Origin of the sequence: Halomarina halobia (assembly GCF_029338575.1) — an archaeon.
GTDB classification, from domain to species: domain Archaea; phylum Halobacteriota; class Halobacteria; order Halobacteriales; family Haloarculaceae; genus Halomarina; species Halomarina halobia.
Map to the genome: position 1 here is coordinate 2,162,015 of NZ_CP119992.1, position 18,449 is coordinate 2,180,463.

14 protein-coding genes and 3 pseudogenes are annotated in these 18,449 nt (G+C 67.4%); 9 read left to right on the top strand and 8 right to left on the bottom strand.

Going from position 1 to position 18,449, the window contains the following annotated elements; translation table 11 throughout:
* Window positions 1-210: 210 nt before the first annotated feature.
* Window positions 211-852 (top strand): class I SAM-dependent methyltransferase, encoded by a 642-nt coding sequence (locus tag P1K31_RS11470; RefSeq protein WP_276303462.1) that lies wholly within the window; start codon window positions 211-213, stop codon window positions 850-852.
* A 51-nt stretch (window positions 853-903) separates the two neighbouring features.
* On the opposite strand, the gene P1K31_RS11475 is transcribed toward P1K31_RS11470, so the two are convergent.
* The gene (locus P1K31_RS11475; protein ID WP_276303463.1) at window positions 904-2,574 is read right to left on the bottom strand and encodes a tryptophan--tRNA ligase; all 1,671 of its coding nucleotides are present in this window, start codon (window positions 2,572-2,574) and stop codon (window positions 904-906) included.
* A 256-nt stretch (window positions 2,575-2,830) separates the two neighbouring features.
* Between P1K31_RS11475 and P1K31_RS11480 the strand changes: the two genes are divergently transcribed.
* Window positions 2,831-3,517: a class I SAM-dependent methyltransferase gene (locus P1K31_RS11480; protein ID WP_276303464.1), complete on the top strand. Its 687-nt coding sequence runs from the start codon at window positions 2,831-2,833 to the stop codon at window positions 3,515-3,517.
* Window positions 3,518-3,532: 15 nt separating this feature from the next.
* Here P1K31_RS11480 and endA read toward each other — a convergent pair whose 3' ends face one another.
* From endA to P1K31_RS11510, 6 genes are all read right to left on the bottom strand, one after another.
* Entirely contained in the window at window positions 3,533-4,582 is a 1,050-nt protein-coding gene (gene endA, locus P1K31_RS11485) for a tRNA-intron lyase (RefSeq protein WP_276303465.1), read from the bottom strand.
* A gap of 261 nt (window positions 4,583-4,843) precedes the next feature.
* The gene (locus P1K31_RS11490; protein ID WP_276303466.1) at window positions 4,844-5,425 is read right to left on the bottom strand and encodes a DUF7090 family protein; all 582 of its coding nucleotides are present in this window, start codon (window positions 5,423-5,425) and stop codon (window positions 4,844-4,846) included.
* A gap of 221 nt (window positions 5,426-5,646) precedes the next feature.
* Window positions 5,647-7,074 (bottom strand): NCS2 family permease, encoded by a 1,428-nt coding sequence (locus tag P1K31_RS11495; protein ID WP_276303467.1) that lies wholly within the window; start codon window positions 7,072-7,074, stop codon window positions 5,647-5,649.
* Window positions 7,075-7,198: 124 nt separating this feature from the next.
* Complete coding sequence (locus P1K31_RS11500; protein WP_276303468.1) at window positions 7,199-7,912, bottom strand: phosphoribosyltransferase family protein; 714 nt, start codon at window positions 7,910-7,912, stop codon at window positions 7,199-7,201.
* Between the two features lie 114 nt (window positions 7,913-8,026).
* Complete coding sequence (gene pyrE / locus P1K31_RS11505) at window positions 8,027-8,548, bottom strand: orotate phosphoribosyltransferase (protein ID WP_276303469.1); 522 nt, start codon at window positions 8,546-8,548, stop codon at window positions 8,027-8,029.
* Between the two features lie 236 nt (window positions 8,549-8,784).
* Window positions 8,785-10,494, bottom strand: coding sequence for a DNA-directed DNA polymerase II small subunit (locus tag P1K31_RS11510; protein WP_379794435.1), 1,710 nt, complete (start codon window positions 10,492-10,494; stop codon window positions 8,785-8,787).
* A 108-nt stretch (window positions 10,495-10,602) separates the two neighbouring features.
* Between P1K31_RS11510 and P1K31_RS11515 the strand changes: the two genes are divergently transcribed.
* Window positions 10,603-11,364, top strand: a complete 762-nt coding sequence (locus P1K31_RS11515; protein ID WP_276303471.1) for a S26 family signal peptidase — start codon at window positions 10,603-10,605, stop codon at window positions 11,362-11,364.
* A gap of 232 nt (window positions 11,365-11,596) precedes the next feature.
* Here the strand turns inward: P1K31_RS11515 and P1K31_RS11520 are convergent, their stop codons facing one another.
* Window positions 11,597-13,510: an AAA family ATPase gene (locus P1K31_RS11520; RefSeq protein ID WP_276303472.1), complete on the bottom strand. Its 1,914-nt coding sequence runs from the start codon at window positions 13,508-13,510 to the stop codon at window positions 11,597-11,599.
* Window positions 13,511-14,856: 1,346 nt separating this feature from the next.
* Here P1K31_RS11520 and P1K31_RS11525 point away from each other — a divergent pair.
* The 6 genes and pseudogenes from P1K31_RS11525 to P1K31_RS22075 form a co-directional block, all read left to right on the top strand.
* A pseudogene (locus P1K31_RS11525) lies at window positions 14,857-14,988 on the top strand (GTP-binding protein); the annotation flags it as partial.
* Window positions 14,989-14,994: 6 nt separating this feature from the next.
* Window positions 14,995-16,383, top strand: a pseudogene (locus P1K31_RS11530) (LAGLIDADG family homing endonuclease); the annotation flags it as partial.
* A gap of 6 nt (window positions 16,384-16,389) precedes the next feature.
* Window positions 16,390-16,920, top strand: a pseudogene (locus P1K31_RS11535) (Era-like GTP-binding protein); the annotation flags it as partial.
* Window positions 16,921-16,924: 4 nt separating this feature from the next.
* Window positions 16,925-17,317 carry a DUF2073 domain-containing protein gene (locus tag P1K31_RS11540; protein ID WP_276303473.1) on the top strand — a complete coding sequence of 131 codons (393 nt, stop codon included), beginning with the start codon at window positions 16,925-16,927 and terminating at the stop codon, window positions 17,315-17,317.
* A complete protein-coding gene (locus P1K31_RS11545) occupies window positions 17,317-17,940 on the top strand; it encodes an OapC/ArvC family zinc-ribbon domain-containing protein (RefSeq protein WP_276303474.1) in 624 nt (207 codons plus the stop codon). The genes P1K31_RS11540 and P1K31_RS11545 overlap by 1 nt, the downstream gene beginning before the upstream one ends.
* Before the next feature lie 380 nt (window positions 17,941-18,320).
* Window positions 18,321-18,407 (top strand): hypothetical protein, encoded by an 87-nt coding sequence (locus tag P1K31_RS22075; RefSeq protein ID WP_438268320.1) that lies wholly within the window; start codon window positions 18,321-18,323, stop codon window positions 18,405-18,407.
* Window positions 18,408-18,449 lie beyond the last annotated feature (42 nt).

Sequence of the window (18,449 nt, forward strand, 5' to 3'; positions counted from 1 at the left end):
ACGCGCTAAAAGAGCCGAACCCCGCGCTCGACGACCGGCGTGCGACACTCCGCGGCAGGGGTTCGGATGCCATACCTGCCCCTGTACCCCCGGAGCGTAAAAGGGTTCTGAGTCGGAGCAGGGCGTCGCGTCTTCGCGTCCCCGGCTTCGGGGAGCGGGACGGCCACGACCGACGCAAGCTTCTTGCCCGCGCGCCGGCGACTGGGGTCGATGGCCGACTGGGAGGCGTTCTACCGCGAGCGCGACTACGACCGCTGCGCCTACCTCGCGGGCGAGGCGATGGTCGATCACCTCGATCGCTTCTTCGAGCGCGTCGGGGTGCCGGGGACGCTCCTCTCGGTCGGGTGTGGCCCCGCCGTCACGGAGTTCGCGCTCGCCGAGCGCCACCCCGACCTCGACGTGCTGGCGGTCGACCTCTCCGCGACGGTCGTCGCCGACAACCGCGCGCTGGCCGCGGAGCGCGGGCTCGACAACCTCTCGTTCGCGGTCGACGCGCTCCCCGACCTCTCGACCGACGGCCGGTTCGACCTCGTCTACTGCGTCGCCACGCTCTACTTCGTCGAGGCGGTGGCGGACGCGCTCCGCGCGCTGTGGGCGCGCGTCGCCCCCGGCGGGTACCTCGTCGTCAACTACCCGACGGAGGCCACCCGCGAGTGGGCGCGCGAGGAGCTGGACCCGTGGCGACGGGACGAGTTCTTCCACCTCGTGCGCGACGGCGCGAACCTGCTGACCCGCGAGGAGGTTGCGCGCGCGACGGGGGGCGAGGCCCGCGACTACTGGGCCGCGGTCGGCGTCGGCGACGAACCGGGAGCCGAGCGCGCGCCGACGGCGTACGTGCGGCGGGAGCCGTAGCGACGCGTCGGTTCCCGCCTCCGGTCCGTCACCGAGGCGCTGCTCGATGCCTCACCGTCGCGGCGACTCCAGTTCGAGGTCGAGCGACTCGAGCAGTTCCTCGGCCTCCCGCCGCTTCTCCTGGTGGTCGGCGAGGAACTCGCGCATGAGCCGCGCGGCCTGCTCCTTACAGTCGCCGCAGAGGCGCTCGCCGCCCACGCACTCGTCGTAGACGCGCGTCGCGAACTCGTCGTCGTCGCCCGCCAGCAGGTAGGCGTAGAGCTCGTAGACGGGGCACTCGTCCGCCTTCCCGCCCAGTTCGCGCTGGAGTTCGGCCGTCTCGCGCCCGCCGGTCGTCGCGGACGTCACCTTGTCGTAGCCGTCCTCGGGATCGTCGAGGAGGCTGATGTGGCTCGCCGGCACGCTCGAACTCATCTTCCCGCCGGTGAGCCCCGTCATGAAGCGGTGGTAGATCGAGGAGGGCGCGTAGAAGCCGTAGCCGCCGTGCTCGACCTCGACCTCGCGGGCGAGGCGGGCCGCCTCCTCCCGGGGGAGGTCGAAGGCGTCGACGTGCCCCTCGTAGACGCGCTTCTCGCCCTCGACGCTCCCGATGAGCGCCTCGAACGCCTCCTCCGTGGCGTTGCGGTCGAGAAAGCGCACGCGGGGGCGAAGCGGCTCCATCCCGGCGTTCTCCAGGCTCTCCACGAGGGCGGGGGCGTCGAAGGTCGCGGCGACGTAGGCGGCGGCCTCCTCGCAGCGGACGGGCTCATCGCCGTCCGCCTCGCCCTCGCCGTCGCTCTCGGCCGGGCCTCGCGGGTCGCTCCGCTCCCCGTTCGACTCGTTCGAGGCGCTTCGCGCCTCGCTCAGCGCCTCGTACGCCTCCGCGAGCAGCGCGCGCTCCGCGTCGTCGGTCTCGAAGCTGGCGTACGCCTCGGTCACCTTGAAGAAGCGCATCCGGGCGGCGAGGTCGCGCGCGAGGCGGACGTGCGGGTCCTGGTCGGGACCGACCGGGATGACGGTGGGCTTCGGTTCCGCCAGTTGCGGGTAGAGGATGTCGGCCATCTGCGTGACGACCGACTGCATGTGCGAGACGTCGGTCTCGCCGTCGAAGCCGTAGATCGCCTGTAGCTCCGAGAAGTTCGCCTTCGCGCCCAGTTCGAAGGCGAGGTCCTGCACCGCGCGGTTCGTCGACTGGCGGTAGAGTTCGCCGTCCTCGGGGTCGAACCCGAGCGCGAGCAGCGAGAGGAGGTAGTCGCGGGCGTGCTCGTCGATCTCGTCCCACGTCAGCCCACGTGCCGCGTGGGCTTCGAGGTCCGCGATGAGGCCGTAGGCGTCCGCGCCCCCCCGCTGGTGCCAGATGATCTCGTCGAACACCAGCTTGTGGCCGATGTGGGGGTCGCCCGTGGGCATGAACCCCGAGAGGACGGCCGCCGGCTCGTCCGTACGCATCGCGTCGAGCACGTCCCGGTACTCGCGGTGGCCGAAGATGACCCCCCGGCGCATCAGGTAGTGCGGGTTCGGCACCTCGGGGAGCACCTCCTCGAACTCCTCGATACCGAACTCCTCGAACAGCTTGCGGTAGTCATCGATGGTCGACGAACCCCACGGGTCGAGGGTCGTCTCGCTCACGCCGCCGTCGGTCAGCGACGCCTCCGACGCGCCGTCGGCTCGGCCGGCGCTCCCTCCGCCCGTGACGGACGGGCGGCCCGCCGGCCCGTCGCGCCTCTCGTTGTCCTCGCTCATGACGGTCGTCGCCCCGAAGTCGCCGCGGCGTGCGCAAAAAGCGTTCGTTTGCGGCGACCCCGGTTCGGCGGTCCGTTCCGACCACGGCCGAGCGAACTTCCGACCACGGCCGGGCGAACGAGCGAGGGAGTGCGCGAGAGCGCGCGAAGCGTGGCGCGCCGGGGGAGCACCCGGAACCGCAGGAAGTAGTATCGTTCCATGAAAATCGCTTCGGTAAACAGTTTTTTGGTAGGTCGCTACCGAGGTGGTTCACCACATGGCGAACGAGGGTACCACCGACGGAGACGCGTTCTGGGCTGTAGCCGCGGGCGAGAGACGGGACGGCGCGAACGGCGATCCGTTCCCCGAGGCGGACCTGCTCGACCGGTTCTTCCGGCGGATCGGGGAGCCCGCCTCGGTCGCGTCGGTCGGCTGCGGCCCCGCGTCCGTCTGCTTCGACCTGGCGGCGCGGTACCCGACGATCGAGTTCAGGGGGTACGACGCCGTCGGGGCGGTCGTCGACGCGAACCGCGAGCGCGCCGCGGAGTGCGGGCTGGAGAACCTCTCGTTCGCCGTCGGCGCGATCCCCGACCTCGCGATCGACGGCCGGTTCGATCTCGTCTACTGCTACGGGGCGCTCCACTACGTCCACGACGTCGAGCGCGCGCTGCGGGCGCTGTACGAACGCGTGGCCCCCCGGGGCTGTCTGGTGTTCAACTACCCGAACCGGCTCACGCGCGGACACCTGCGCCGCGACCTCGGGGAGCGGGGTACCGACGCGGCGTCGTCCCTCGAGGAACTCCGCGAGCGGTTCGCGCCCGTCCTCGACGGCGCGAACGTCCTGTCGTACCGGCGGATCGCGGAGGTACTCGGCGCGCGCCCGCGGAGCTACTGGTCGGCCGTGGACGCGCCCGTCGAACCGTGGACGGCCCGCGACAACCCCTGCGTCTACGTCCGGAAGTGAGTCGCCCGGGCGTCGTCAGGGCGTGAGCCGCCCCACCGACAGCCAGTCGACCTCCCCGTCCGCATCGGCCAGCGCGAACACCATCCGCTTTCTGACCCCGTGGGCGAGCCGCACGTCGAGCGCGAGGTCGCGCGGCGTGAACGCGTGATCGCGCGCGACCACCCGGACGAGGTGCTCGGAGTGGCCCAGTTCCTCGACCGATCGCACCGTCGCGTAGGTGCGGAAGTCCGCCCCGAACTTGAACCCCGTCTTGGGCACGACGCCCGCCCCCCGCAGGGCGCGGTAGACGGCGAGCCGGCGGTCGAAGCGCTCGCCCTCGACCGCGCGGCCCCGCTCGACGACGCCCTCGCGGCCCGCGTCCACCCGGATCGCGCCGCGCTCGGCGAGGTAGGCGGCCTCCACGAGCGAGCACTGCAGCGCGCCGTCGGCGTCCCGGCCGTCGAGCGGCTGGCCGTAGAACGTCCGCGCGTAGAGGTCCCGCGGCGGGTCCCACAGCACCGCGCGGTCCGCGAGGAGCGCGGCGGAGACGCCCGTCGGCAGGTCGTCCGCGCTCTCGCCGGTCAGTTCGGGGCGCTCGACCGCCAGGTAGGTGAGTTCGCTCTCCTCGTCCACGACGGCGAGGGTGTCCGCGTCCGCGAGGGCCGCCGCCCGGAGCGTCTCGCGCTCCCCGAGGACGCGCACCCGGTACTCGACCGCGCCGTCCCACGGTCCCTTCCCGCGCGGGAAGACGACGAAGTCCGTCTCACTCGCCTCTCCCGCCGCTCCCGTCCCCGGCGCGTCCGCCCCGTCCGCCCACCCCTCGCGGGCGGGCGAGAGGTAGAACCCGCGGTCGCGGAGGTCCTTGTAGACGAGGAAGGGGAGCGTGCAGTCGGTCGCCGCGAGGAAGGCGCGAAAGCCCATCCCGTCGACGGATTCAAGATCGCCGCGGAAGAGCAGGTGGGCGGCCTCGACCGGCGCGAGGTCGAGGGCGTTGCCGTCCGGGCGGCCGTACCCCCGCGAGTCGTAGAAGCGTTCGCGGCCCGGGGGATCGACCCGGACCGCGTCGCCGTCGAGCGTCGCGTGCATACGCTCACTGGCGCGGCGACGGGCAAGTGCCCACCGGTCGCGTACGTACGAGGGGAGCGACGCTCACGCCGGCAACCATCGTTACGCTCCGTCGTCGCACCGCGAGCGAACGAGGCCGCGGAGCGGCCCCGTGAGCGTCCGGCTTTTTTAGTCCTTCCAGAACCGCGTGGCGGTTCTGGAAGCCTGTGAGACGCACAGCGTCTCGCAATGGAGGTTTTTTGGCGGGGTTCGAGGCGCGGCGAAGCCGCGCCGAGGCTCCCGTTAAAAAAAGTCGCAGGTGACGCTGTCGTCCTCGCGCAGGTGGATGACGCCGTCGAAGAGGTCGCGGTAGCCGTCGAGCACCTCCCGGTCGTGGACCTCCTCGGCGACGTGAAAGAGGCCGATCGCGTCGTGTTCGCGGAGGAGTTCGAGCATCCGCTCGACGGCGGCGCGGGCGCGCTCCTCGTCGGCGTAGTAGGCCATCTCCGTGACCGAGTCCACGGAGACGCGGCGCTTGCCATCGGTCTCCTCCAGGAACTCGCGGAGGTCCTCGACCATCCCGTCGAGGTCGTCGGGCGAGGAGACGTAGCGGACGTGATCGCCGGCGCGCCGGGAGTAGCCCCGTTCGATGGAGAGCGTGTCGAGGATGACCGCCTTCGACTCGTCGACCTCGTAGTACTCCAGTTTCTGCTGGACCTCGCGGGCGGTGGTGCGCGTCGAGAGGATGAAGAGGTGGTCGGTGTCGGTCTTGAAGAACTCGGTGTCGAGACGGTCCGTCTCGCCGGTGCTCGGATGCAGGAGCATGATACCGGTCCCCCCCGGCACGGTCTCGGGTGCGCCCTCGATGGCGAGCGTGTAGTCCATACGCGGTGAGGAACCGGGACTACCTTATAACTCCACGGTCCGCCGACGGAGTGGCGGTCGCGGTGGAGAGGGGAGAGGCGCGAGGAGGACGGTGGAGGGGGAGAACGGCGACGCGAGACGGTGAAGGGGGGACGGAGACGGAAGACGGCGGATGGATAGCCGGGGGATGGCCGAGTGAACGACCGAGGGGGGTCGGAGCGGACGAGGATCGACGGATCGCGTCAGACCGCGGCCTGCATGACGCCGCCGGTCTGGACGACGAAGTAGACGACGAACGCGCCGGCGAGGAACCACTGGGGGACGGAGACCTCGCGCCACTCGCCGACGGCGACTTTCACGACGGGGTAGGAGATGATGCCCGCCGCGATCCCGTAGCCGATGTTGAACGTGAACGGCATGATGAGGATCGTGAGGCCGGCGGGGACGGTGTGGGTGATGTCGTCCCAGTCGACGGCGGTGATGTTCTGGAGCATCACGACCGCGATGACGACCAGCGCGATGTGGCTGGCGTACGCGGGGATCGCGGCGGCGATGGGGACGAACGCGAGCGAGAGCAGGAACAGGATCGCGACGACGAGCGCCGTCAGGCCCGTGCGACCGCCCTCCTCGACGCCCGTCGCGGACTCGATGTAGGTCGTGACCGTCGAGGTGCCGAGGATTCCCCCGACGGTGGTGCCGACGGCGTCGGCCATGAGCGGCTTCTCGATCTCCGGGAGGTCCCCATCCTCGTCGAGGAAGCCCGCGGCCTGCCCGACGCCCGTCAGGGTGCCGGCGGTGTCGAAGAAGTCGACGAAGAAGAACGTGAAGACGATGAGCGCGAAGCCGAAGGGTTCGACGTTGCCGAACCCGGAGAGGAACGCACCCGCGAGCGGCGTGATGTCGTAGACGGGCGCCGTGAACTGGGTCGTGAGGACCCCCGGTGCGACGAGGCCGGCGACCTCGGCCGCGTAGCCCGCCCCCGCGGTGGCGAGGATGCCGACGAGGATGGATCCGCGGACGCCGCGGGCGTAGAGCGCGAGGGTGAGGAACAGGCCGACGATCGAGAGCACGGCGACGGGGTTGCTGGCGACGTTCCCGAGCGTGATGTACGTACCCTCGGGATCCGCTACGACGACGCCCATCGCCTGCAGACCGATGAGCGCGAGGAACGCGCCGATCCCCGACCCGACGGCGAACTTCACGGGTTCGGGGAACGCCTGGATAATGAACTTGCGCGCGCCGACGGCGGTGAGCGCGGCGAACAGGACCCCCTCCACGACGACGGCGGCGAGCGCGGTCTGCCAGGAGACGCCGAGGGTGAGTACGACGGTGAACGCGAAGAAGGCGTTGAGCCCCAGTCCGGGGGCCTGCGCGAACGGCCGGTTCGCGTAGAGCGCCATGATGAGCGTCGCCACGGCCGCCGCGACGATGGTGACGACGGTGAGCATGGAGACGACCGCCGCCTGGCTGTAGCCGGGGATCGAGATCGCCTGCCCCAGGATGGCGGGGTTCACGACTACGATGTAGGACATGGTCAGGAACGTCGTGATACCGGCGACGACCTCCGTCTTCACGTCGGCGTCGTACTCCTCGAAGTCGAAGAACTCGCGAAGCGAGCGGCGAGCGCGCCCCGTGTACCCGCCCTTGGTATCAGTATCGGTAATGCCCATGATGCACGTTCGAGCATAATCGTGCTCTCACAATTAAGTATTGCCATGTCTTACCGGAGATGGTATGCAAGTACGTGTATCTATATGGGTTTGTAACCGATGCGTCGTCGTCGGAGCGTCGGCGTCACTCGATCTTCGTGAGCGCCCCGACGGGCGCGTCGGTCAGATCGCGTGCGCTCTCGACCCCCTCGTCGCCGACGGCGATGAGCGCGAAGACGCCGACCACCTCCGCGTCCGCCTGTCCGGCGATGTCGAGCAGGAGTTCCTGGGTCTCGCCCGATCGGATGAGGTCGTCGACGACGAGGACGCGCTGGCCCGCCCGGAGCGCGCGCGCCGGGAGGTAGTAGGTGAACTCGATACCGCTGTCGAGGCGCTGGCGTGATTCGATGAACTCCTCGACCGCGGTCTCCTTCGACTTCTTCGCGTAGGCGAGGCGGGCGTCGAAGTGGCTCGCCATCGCCGCGCCGAGCGTGATGCCGTCGGTGGCGGCGGTCAGGACGACGTCGGGGCGCTCCACGTCGAGCGCCTCGGCCGCGACCGGCGCGACGAGGTCGAGAAACGGCTGGTCGAAGACGACCCCCGAGTTGTCCACGTACCCCTCCGGATCGTAGCGGATGCGCGCCTCCAGTTCGCGCGCGAGCGTCTCGCGGCCGACGGAGGCGACGACCTCCCGGGCGCGCGCCTCGCCGGGGAGGACGTGGCCGTTGACGTAGCGGTTCAGGTCGCCCGCCGGGAGCCCCGTCTCGGCGGCCAGCTCGTCGTACGTGCGCGTCTCCTTCAACATCCGGAGGACGGCGACGGCCTGCAACTGCAGGGTCGTCTTCTCGACTCGGTTCATACTCCGGAGTCGATGATGCACGAATATGATTACTTCGACACGGAACGGCGAGGCGGTATCCACGAGGGTGGCGTCCGCGATCGGCGATCGCCGGTGACGAGCAACGATCGACGGTCAGCGATCGGCCAGCAGGTCGGAGGCGGTCAGGAGCGCCTCCAGTTCGATCCCGTGCTCGGCGAGGTGTTCGCGCGCGCCCTCCTCGCGGTCCACGACGACGAGGACGCGCTCTACCGTCGCGCCGGCCTCGCGCAGCGCCTCGACCGCGTCGAGGGCGCTCCCCCCGGTCGTCGCTACGTCCTCGAGGACGACGACCTCCTCGCCCTCGGTCAGGCGGCCCTCGATGCGATTTCCGGTGCCGTACTCCTTCGCCCGCTTGCGCACGATGACGTAGGGGTTGCCCGCGCGGACGCTCGTCGCCGCCACCAGCGGGACGGCCCCCAGCGCGACGCCCGCCAGTTTCGCGTCGCCGACGCGCTCGGCGAAGGCGTCCGCGACGAGCGAGAGACAGCGCGGGTCCGTCTCGAAGAGGTACTTGTCCACGTAGTACTCGCTCGTGCCGCCGTGGGAGAGTTCGAACTCCCCGAACCTGACGGCGTCCGCCTCGCGCAGCGCCGCGATGAGGTCCTCGTCGGTCATGCTTGGAGGTGGGCGGACGGGCGTGTTAAACGCCGCGAAGCGCGCGGAGGTCCGACTATGGGCCGAACAGCCGCCCTGCGCGGGCACACTTACCGCGAGCGAGCGGGCCGACGAACGAACGGAGTCGCGTCTCGGCGCGACGAAGTCCGTGAGGAGTGCTTTTGATCGAGCTTTTGCCAGGGAGCCAGGAGCGACCGCGAAGCGCGTCGCTGCCGCGCGACCGCAGCAAAAGGTCTTTAGTTGAAATCTCTGATAGTGAGGTCGAGCGTGTCCAGATCGACGATGGGCGCGTAGGCGTGGTCGGGGTCGATGTTGACGCTCCGCTGGAAGTCGGTCTGTGCCTGCCAGCAGCCGGAGTTGATGGCGAGCACGTTGTGGTACTTCCCGTAGCCAAGCTTGTGGACGTGGCCCGTGTGGAAGACGTCGGGCACGTCGTCGACGACGAGGTAGTCGCGTTCCTCGGGCGCGAGGCGGGTGTGCCCGCCGTACTGCGGCGCGACGTGGCGCTTTTTCAACAACTGGTACATCGCGAGGTGCGGTTCCTCGTAGGAGGCCTTGTGCTCCGGTAGCTCCGCGATCACCTCGTCGAGCGAGACCCCGTGATACATGAGCACGTTCACGCCCTCGACGGTGACGGTCGAGGGGTTGCCCGTGATGCGGGCGTCGTGGGCGCTCATGATCCCCCGGAGTTCCTCGTCGAAGGCGGGTTGCGGTTCGGCGAGGCGGACGGCGTCGTGGTTGCCCGGGATCATCACGATCTCCACGTCCCCGGGGACCTCCTTCAGGTACTCCGAGAACGCCTCGTACTGCTCGTAGATGTCCACGATCGACAGCTCCTCGTCCTGGTTCGGGTAGACGCCGACGCCCTCGACCATGTCACCTGCGAGCAGGAGGTACTCGACGGCCTCGGCCTCCTCGGTGTGGAGCCAGGCGGCGAACCGCGACCACTCCTCGGCGAGGAACTCCCGGCTGCCGACGTGCACGTCGGAGACGAGCGCCGCCTGCACGTGACGGTCGGCGGTGTTCGGGCGGTGGGTGCGCGGGACGTCGGGGAAGTGAAGCGAGTCGACGAAGAGGATGCCCCCGTCGCCCGAGAGCGACCCCTCGACGGCGATGACCTCGTCCAACAGGAGTTCCTCCACGAGGTCGGCGATCGGCTTGTCCTTGAGGACGAGACACGGGAAGACGCCGTTGGTGTCCTCGAGTTCGATGAGCCAGTGACCGCTGGCGGTCGATCGCACGTCGTTGATCATCCCGATGATCGCCGCCTCCTCGCCGCCGGGCATGTTCGAGACGGCCGTCGTCGGGCGGTGGTTCACGCGACCCGTGAGCTTCCGGGAGAGTCGCTCGTAGCGGTCGCGAAAGACCTTCACGAAGTCGCCGTACTCGCCGGTCCCCGTGCTCCGCCCGGTGACGTCCCCGGCGATGACCGCCGACTGCGGGGTACGGGGACGCCTAGCAGACCCCTTCGTTTCGACTGGAGATTCACTCCCGTCGTCGCCCCCCGTCGACGGTTCCGCACCGGAAGCAGAGGGGTTCGACTCGGCGTTCTCCGGTGCAGTGGGCGGCGAGGCGGACGACGACGAAGAGGTAGACGACGAAGAGGTAGACGACGAAGAGGTAGACGATGAAGAAGTAGACGACGGGGCGGCCGGCGACGCTGCGGTCTGCGAGCCGGCCGCCGGCGAGTCGGCGGTCGGTGAGCCGGCGGTCGGCGCGGCCGTGTTCGATTCGTCGGAAGGGAGTTCCGACGCGCCGGGCGGGTCCGGCGCCGGATCGCGGGCGGCGAGCGCGGCGCGAACGTGATCGGCCGAGAGCTTCAGCGCGCTCTCCGGAACCGTTTCGAGCGTCCGCTCCAGCGCGACCGCCGGGTCGGAGGCGCGAGAGAGGAGCGTCACCGCCTCTCGTTCGGCGTTATACCCCCGACTCGCGAGTTCGGCGACGATACGTCGCGGCGTCTCCAGTGGCACAGGCCGAGGTCTACGACGAGCGGCAAAAGCGTAGCGTTCGAAGGAGACAGAAAGTTGAAACCGTGCGCTGTGGTACAGTGAGCAATGAGTGACTCCGGTGAGAAGGGCAACCGACCGGTCGGGTTCGGATGGGTTCGCTGGCTTCTCACCACAGACCACGAGGCCGTAGCTTACATGAGGGAAGTCGCCGGAAGCGTCGCCGCCGTTCTGCTCGTCGGACTCCTCCTGTTCACCGTGAGCGGGGTGTGGCCCCCCCTGGTGGCCATCGAGAGCGAGAGCATGGAACCGCACATCCAGAAGGGCGATCTGGTGTTCGTGATGGAGGAACACCGCTTCGCGGGCGACGCGGCCGTCGCGACGGACGGCGGATCCACGGGCGTCGTCCCCCACGGGATCGGCGAGGAAACCGGGTACACCAAGTTCGGCGAGGCCGGCGACGTCATCGTCTATCAACCCGACGGGAGCGACAGCGCGACGCCGATCATCCACCGCGCGCGCTTCTGGGTCGACGAGGGCGAGAACTGGTACGACAAAGCCAACCCCGAGTACGTCGGTACCGCGGACAACTGCGAGGAGCTACCCGCCTGCCCCGCCCCCAACGCCGGATTCATCACGAAGGGCGACAACGCGCGGACGAACCCCCAGTACGATCAGGTGGCCGGCATCGCCGACCGACCCGTCGCACCGGACTGGATCATCGGCACGGCCGAGTTCCGCATCCCGCTGCTGGGCAACATCCGACTGCTGTTCACCCATCTGTTCTTCGACGGCGAGACGGTCTCCACGTTCGTCGTCTCCCTCGCCGGACTCGGTGCGATCGGCGTCAGCCTCCTCACCCGCGACTGATCGAGGCGAAGGGCAGGGGTTCGATCGCTCGGCCCGCTATCAGTCGTCCAGCACCGATAGCATCAGCTGTCCAGTACTGATACTATCAGTCGTCCAGTACGGATACCGTCCGGCGACTGTCCTCGACAGTCGATTATCACGGTCGTCCAGACGAAGCGAGGGGGTAGGGGCGATCGAGGAGAGCCGACGGAGAGGGAGGGGCGTGAGCGGGAGATCCCCAGAGCCGACGGGCTCAGTTGTCGTCGAAGCGCGCCTGGACGAACGGCTGGGCGTCCTCGACGTCCCCGAGCCTGGAGTCGCTGAGGAGGACGGCCTCCGTCTCGTCGAGCGGGACCGAGAGGCTCATCTCCTTCGTGCGGCCGTAGCGACCCTTGCTCACCACGACGGCGTTGACGATGCCGAGCATGTCGAGTTCGCTGATGAGGTCGGTGACCCGCCGCTGGGTGAGCACGTCCATGTCGATCTCCGCGCAGAGGCGCTTGTAGATGTTGAACACCTCCCCGGTGTTGATGTTGTGAACGCCGTTACGTTCGAGCAGGATGACCGAATAGAGGACGAGTTTCGACTGCGTCGGGAGCGTTCTCACGACTTCGACCACGCGGTCGAGTTCGATCTTCTCCTGGGCGCGCCGGACGTGCTCCTCGTTGATCCGCTCCGTGCGGTCGCGCTCGGCGAGTTCGCCCGCCGTCCGCAGGAGGTCGAGCGCGCGGCGGGCGTCGCCGTGTTCCTGCGCCGCGAAGGCCGCACAGAGCGGGATGACGTCCTCGGAGAGCGCGCCGTCCTTGAACGCGACGTCTGCGCGCGCCTGGAGGATGTCCCGAAGCTGGTTCGCGTCGTACGGCGGGAAGACGATCTCCTCCTCCCCGAGGCTCGACTTGACGCGGGGGTCGAGGAAGTCGGTGAACTTCAGGTCGTTCGAGATACCCATGATCGAGACGCGGGAGTTCACGAGCTCGGAGTTCATCCGCGAGAGGTTGTAGAGCGTGTCGTCGCCGCTCTTCTCGACGAGTTTGTCGATCTCGTCGAGCATGATGACGACGACCCGCTCCTGGTAGTCGACCGCCTCGAAGAACGTCGAGTAGACGCGATCGGTCGGCCAGCCGGTCATCGGTACCGGCTCGAACCCCTCGCGGTCGGCCTGCAGTTCCTCGACGCGCGTACGGAGGGCGTCGAGGTTGGAAAAGTCGGTTCCGTCGAGGACTGACGGGTCGTCCTCGGCGGTGTCGCGGAGGTTCGTGAGCCGGTCGAGGTGCGCGTCGATGCGTTTCCGGTTTTCCTCGATGAACTTGTTCGCGAGCTGGGCGAGCACCCGGTACTGCGTGTCGGTCACCTCGCAGTTGATGTACTGGACCTCGCAGGGGACCTCGTACTTCTGGGAGGTCGTCTCCAGTTCCTCGCTGACGAACTTCGCGCTCGCCGTCTTGCCCGTCCCCGTCTTCCCGTAGATGAGGATGTTCGATGGGGTTTCGCCCCGGAGGGCGGTGACGAGGATCGTCGCCATGTTGTTGATCTGCTCCTCGCGGTGGGGGAGGCGGCGGGGGGTGTAGGAGGGGCGGAGTACCTCCTTGTTCTCGAAGATCGGCTCGCCGCTCAGCAGGTCGTCGAACAGCCCGGGCGACGCTTCGTCGGTCTCGTCCGCGAGCGCGTCGTCGGAGAACGTCCCGCTCGTACCTGGAAAGGAGAGCGAGTCGTCGACGGTCCCCGCGGCACCGGCGGTCCTCCCCGACGCGTCGAGTGCGTCACCGACCGACGCGTCGCCGACAGGTTCGTCGCCGACAGGTTCGTCGACGGCCGGACCACCGTCGACCGGACCACCGTCGGCCGGGTCATCGGTCGCGTCGCCGGCAGCGTCGCTGGCATCCTCGATCACCGACTCGCCCGCTGCGGTCGACTCACGCGAGTCGGCCGCGACGTCGTCCGTCTCGTCGGCGTCGTCCGTCTCGCCCGACCGGTCGTTCTTCTCCTCGAAACGGTGATCGCTCGAGCGGGCATCAGCGTTCGCGGTGTGAACCGTGGATTCCTCGCTGATGGACTCCTCGTCGGCGGATTCCTCGTCGGTGGATTCCCCGTCGACGGGGCCCTCGTCGGTGGGTCCCTCCCCGCGGGAGTCGCTCGATCGTGGCCCGTCCGTGTCTTCGTCGGTCATGTGTTGTGCTCGCCCTGGAACGACCCCCTTGTTTCAGGTGGAGTCAGGCCTGCGCGCCGTCTCAAGCGGCCGAATACTCTAGATCTACGACCGCTCGCACGGATAGCGAGTCGAGGATGCGTCCAGTTGATGCAGACGAACACGTGGAGCAGATTGTAATTAAGTATTGTGATCCAGGTCGGCCGACCGGTCGGACCGCGATATCGTTCGAGCCGATCCACGCGAACCGGACCTTCGGCGGGCGACGTCCGTCGATCAACCGTCCTGACGGGAGAGGGGGCGATCCGGGACCGTCGATCGCCCCATACGGATCTACTAGTACCGAGAGGACGCTAGTACATACTAGAGGAGAAACTAGCAAGCGGATGTCTCTTTCATGGAGTCGGTGTACCAGCGCCGTTTCATCTCCAGGAGGAGAGAGGTCTGCGGTCGAGGGGGTGTACGCAGTGTACAGCGCGCGTACTCGCTCGGAAGGCGCGATTCCGATCGGACGTGTCTGACGGAGGTCGGCGGGACCCCCCACCCCCTTTGTTTCGGGTCGAGACTGGCGCGAGAGGAGAGGGGGTGACGGCGGAACGGGAGGCCCTGGGGAGACGAAACAACTAATACGAAGAGGATAAAACAATATCCGCACTGTGAACGAAACACGGTCAAATTATTTATTTTCCTAGTTGTATTTATCGTATGTATCCCTTCATTTCTAGTCCTAGTGACTTCTCCGTTTCACTCGTGTCGTCGTTCCGCCACGTTCGGCCGTCCTGCCGACCGCCACCCACTCTCTCGGGCCGTTCCAGTCGAAACGAAGGGGTGGGGGTGTCTTCACTGGTGTGAGATGACGCACCACGATAACTCGCCCCCTCCACGTCGGGGTGACTACGCGGATCCCGGTCGTGGAGCTGGCCCTCACGACCGTCGGCATCGCCCCCCGTTTCGTGTCGAGGCGGGTCGAAGAATCCCCGTTTCGACTATCGGCAATCTCGGCACCTCCCCGACCTCGATTCTCCTCCGATTCCGAGCAGTCTCCCCCCAACCGATCTCGTATCACCGATCTCCGGCAGCGATCGGCCGCCGACACTCCCGAACCGACATCACCGACGATCCCTTCACTTCCCCGTCCGGCCACCGACCCGCTACCGCGTCAGTAATTACAGCGCACGCGCGTACTGCGCGATGAGCTCCCGGGATCGCGACCCCGAGGCCTACGATACGCTCCGCTCGGACCGTAGACGCGCCCCGTCCGACTCCTAATCTCCTGACAGGTGTCTGACGCACCCTTAAGTAGGTCGGGTCAGGTATACCGGGTAGACGCGCCCCCGTGCGTGGGGTCGTGGGAGGACACAACAAGGATGGGACTGCTCACCGACCTCAGGGATAGCATCTCGCGAGCCACCTCTCGGCTCTTCGCGGGACCGGGACAGGAACCGAAACGCATCGGTATCTACGGGCCGCCGAACGCGGGGAAGTGCCTCGCAGCCGATGAAGAGGTGCTACTCGCAGACGGGACGTATCGACCGATCGCCGAACTGTTCGCCGAAGCACAGGCGAGCGAGACAACCGACGTCAGTGACGACCCCCGTGAACGGTGGCTCGACTGCTCTGATTCCGATTTCGACGTTCGAGTCCCGGCGCTGACGGAGGACCTCTCGATCGAACCGACGCCGGTTTCGCACGTCTTCAGGCAACAGTACGTCGGACCGATGTACTGCGTCCGAACGCGACTCGGTCGCGAAGTAACTGTCAGCCCCGAACATCCGTTCATCGCCCTGACGGACGAGGGTGTCGGTCAGATAGAGGCGGCGAACGTCACGGAGGGGAGCCGGATCGCGCTCGTCTCGTCGTTCACCCCCGAGCCGGACGAGTGGACGCTCGAACCGAATCCCACGCTCGCCTCCGACGGCGGGACACTCACGTACGACGCGCAGTATCACGACCCGAAACCGATAACACCGCGTACACCCACCATCGACGTTGAACTCGCCCGCTTCCTCGCGCTCGTTATCGCCGAAGCGCAACACACCGAGCGGTTCATCGCGTTCGCGAACGAGGACGCATCGCTGCGCGAGGAGTTTCGATCTACCGTAACGGGATTCGACGTGGATACGACCACGTACGAATACGACGACAAGACGCCCGTCGTCCGTGTGAACAGCCGATCACTCGTCGAACACCTCAAGCAGTTCGACTGCTACCCGGCGGCGTCCGCGGACAAGCGCGTTCCGACCTCCATCCTCACGGCTGACGATAGGACCGTCAGTGCGTTCCTTCGCGCGCTGTTCGACTGTGAGGGAAGCGTTCAGGGTGCGGGCAGTGACGAGCGCGGCCGATACGTGACGATGGCGAGCGCCAGTCGGGAACTGGTCATCGGGGTTCAGACGCTCCTGCTCAGGTTCGACATCGTCGCCAGGATCCGTACGAAGCGACACGACGGGACCGACTACTACGAACTCTGTATCGGTCGGGGCGACCAGCATCGAGCGTTCCGAGAGCACGTCGGGTTCGACGATCCCGAGAAGGCCACCGGGCTCGACGACCTCTGCACGGCCGGGTCGGACCCGACGATCCACTCGTTGCCCGTCATGCCGATGCTGGAGACGATTCGGGAATCGCTCGGGAAGACGCAGGCGAGTTTCTACGGCGACGGCAAACACGTCGCCCGGATGCGACGGCGCAACAGCATCTCCACCGACCGTCTCCGGTCGATGGCCGCCTCGCTACCGGAGACGGTCGAGACGCGACAGATCCACGCCCTGGCCGGTGCCGACGTGGTCTGGGACGAAGTCGTCGCCGTCGAGGAAGTCGAGTACGACGGCTACATCTACGATCTCACGGTCCCGGAGCATCACACGTTCGCGACCCGCGACGGTCTCGTCGTACACAACACCACACTCGCTAACCGCATAGCTCGCGACTGGACCGGCGACGCCATCGGGCCGGAGAGCCACGTTCCACACGAAACGCGGCGCGCCCGGCGCAAGGAGAACGTCGAGATCAAGCGCAACGGCAAGACCGTCACCATCGACATCGTCGACACGCCGGGCGTCACGACGAAGGTCGACTACAAGGAGTTCCTCGAACACGACATGGAGAAGGAGGACGCCGTCCGCCGGTCGCGGGAGGCCACGGAGGGCGTCGCCGAGGCCATGCACTGGCTCCGGGAGGACGTGGACGGCGTCATCTACGTGCTCGACAGCGCCGAGGACCCGTTCACGCAGGTGAACACGATGCTCATCGGCATCATCGAGAGCCGCGACCTGCCAGTGCTCATCTTCGCGAACAAGATCGACCTCGAGGAGTCGAGCGTCCAGCGCATCTCGAATGCCTTCCCCCAGCACGAGACCGTGCCGCTGTCGGCGCTCGAGGGCGACAACATGGACGAGGTCTACGACAAGATCGCGGAGTACTTCGCCTGATACCATGCCCGAATACACCAGCTCAGACGGCGAAGGCGTCCAGATCGACCTCATCAGTGGCGAGCGGATGTCGAAGCTCCGCACCATGGAGAAGATCCGGCTGATCCTCGACGGCGTCCACAAGGGGAACATCGTCATTCTCGAGGAGGGGCTCTCACCCGACGAGGAGTCGAAGCTCATCGAGGTGACGATGAGCGAGATCAGCCCCGACGAGTTCACCGGCATCGAGATCGAGACCTACCCGCGCCCGAGCGGCGGTAACGGCGGTTTCCTCGGCAGGCTGATGGGTCGTGACTCGGACGGCGGCAACAAGTTGACCGTCATCGGCCCGGCGAACCGCATCGAGACGCTCCACAAGGACGAGAACCTCATCAGCGCGCTCGTCACCAGAAAATAATGCCCCACCAGTGCACCGAGTGCGGACACGCGTTCGCCGACGGATCGAAGGAGATGCTGTCGGGGTGTCCCGAGTGCGGCGGAACGAAGTTCCAGTTCCACCCGAAGGGGACCCCCGTCCCCGACGCGCCCCCGTCGGACGCGACGCCGCCCGACGCGGAGGGGGGCGGCGTGGCCGAGACGGTCGGCCGCGCGACGACGACCGTCCGTAGCTGGGTGCACGGCCAGGGCGACCGATCGAACCCCCTCGATTCACCTGGAACGACCGACCGGTCGGAGCGGGAGACGCTCGCGGAATCCGCCATCGAGGACGCGGCGCAGGCCTCCGCCCGGCGGGAGGTCGCCTCCCCCGAGGAACTCCCCGACCCGCCGGCCCGAGAGGTCGACGACGAACCGCCCGGCGAGGGCCAGGCCGTGCGCGAGCCCACCGGCGAGCATCCGGACCTCTCGGAACTCCGCGAGGAACTCAACGACCAGTTCGAGAGCATCAAGATCCTCGAACCGGGTCAGTACGAACTCAACCTCATGGAGCTGTACGACCGCGAGGAGTACATCATCGCCCTCCAAGAGAACGGGCGGTACGTCATCCAGATGCCGGAGGACTGGATCGGACGAGACGACTGACGAACCGCCCGTCCATCGTTCGGCCATCGACGTCGTTCCACCATCGGCTCGGTTCCCCCCTCGACACTGCCTTCCGGCCCGCGGTCGATCCCACCCACGCGCCACCTGCTCTATCGATTGATCCTACTCCCGCCCGTCGATTCTCCAGTCGAAACAAAGGGGTTCCTCGAGGAGGGGGAAGCTTAGAACAGGGATTTTAGACACGTATTATTATAACTTCCTATTTCGATATCCTCTCATTGCTTGATTGTTTCGTGCGATCCGCGGTCGGCGATCCGTGATCGCGACCGACGAACCGCGATCCGTGACCGTCGGATCGACCGAGCGCGTTCCGGGCGGAACCCGATAGAACTTAAGCCGTCGTATTCGAACTCGCGGCCATGAGTGACGCAACCAAGATCGTGCTCGGGACGATCCTCGTCTCCGGACTGCTCGCGTTCGTGTCGGTACTGACCCTCGTACTGTGACGTCGAGATCGAACTCCAACCGGTGACGAACGCCATCCAGTG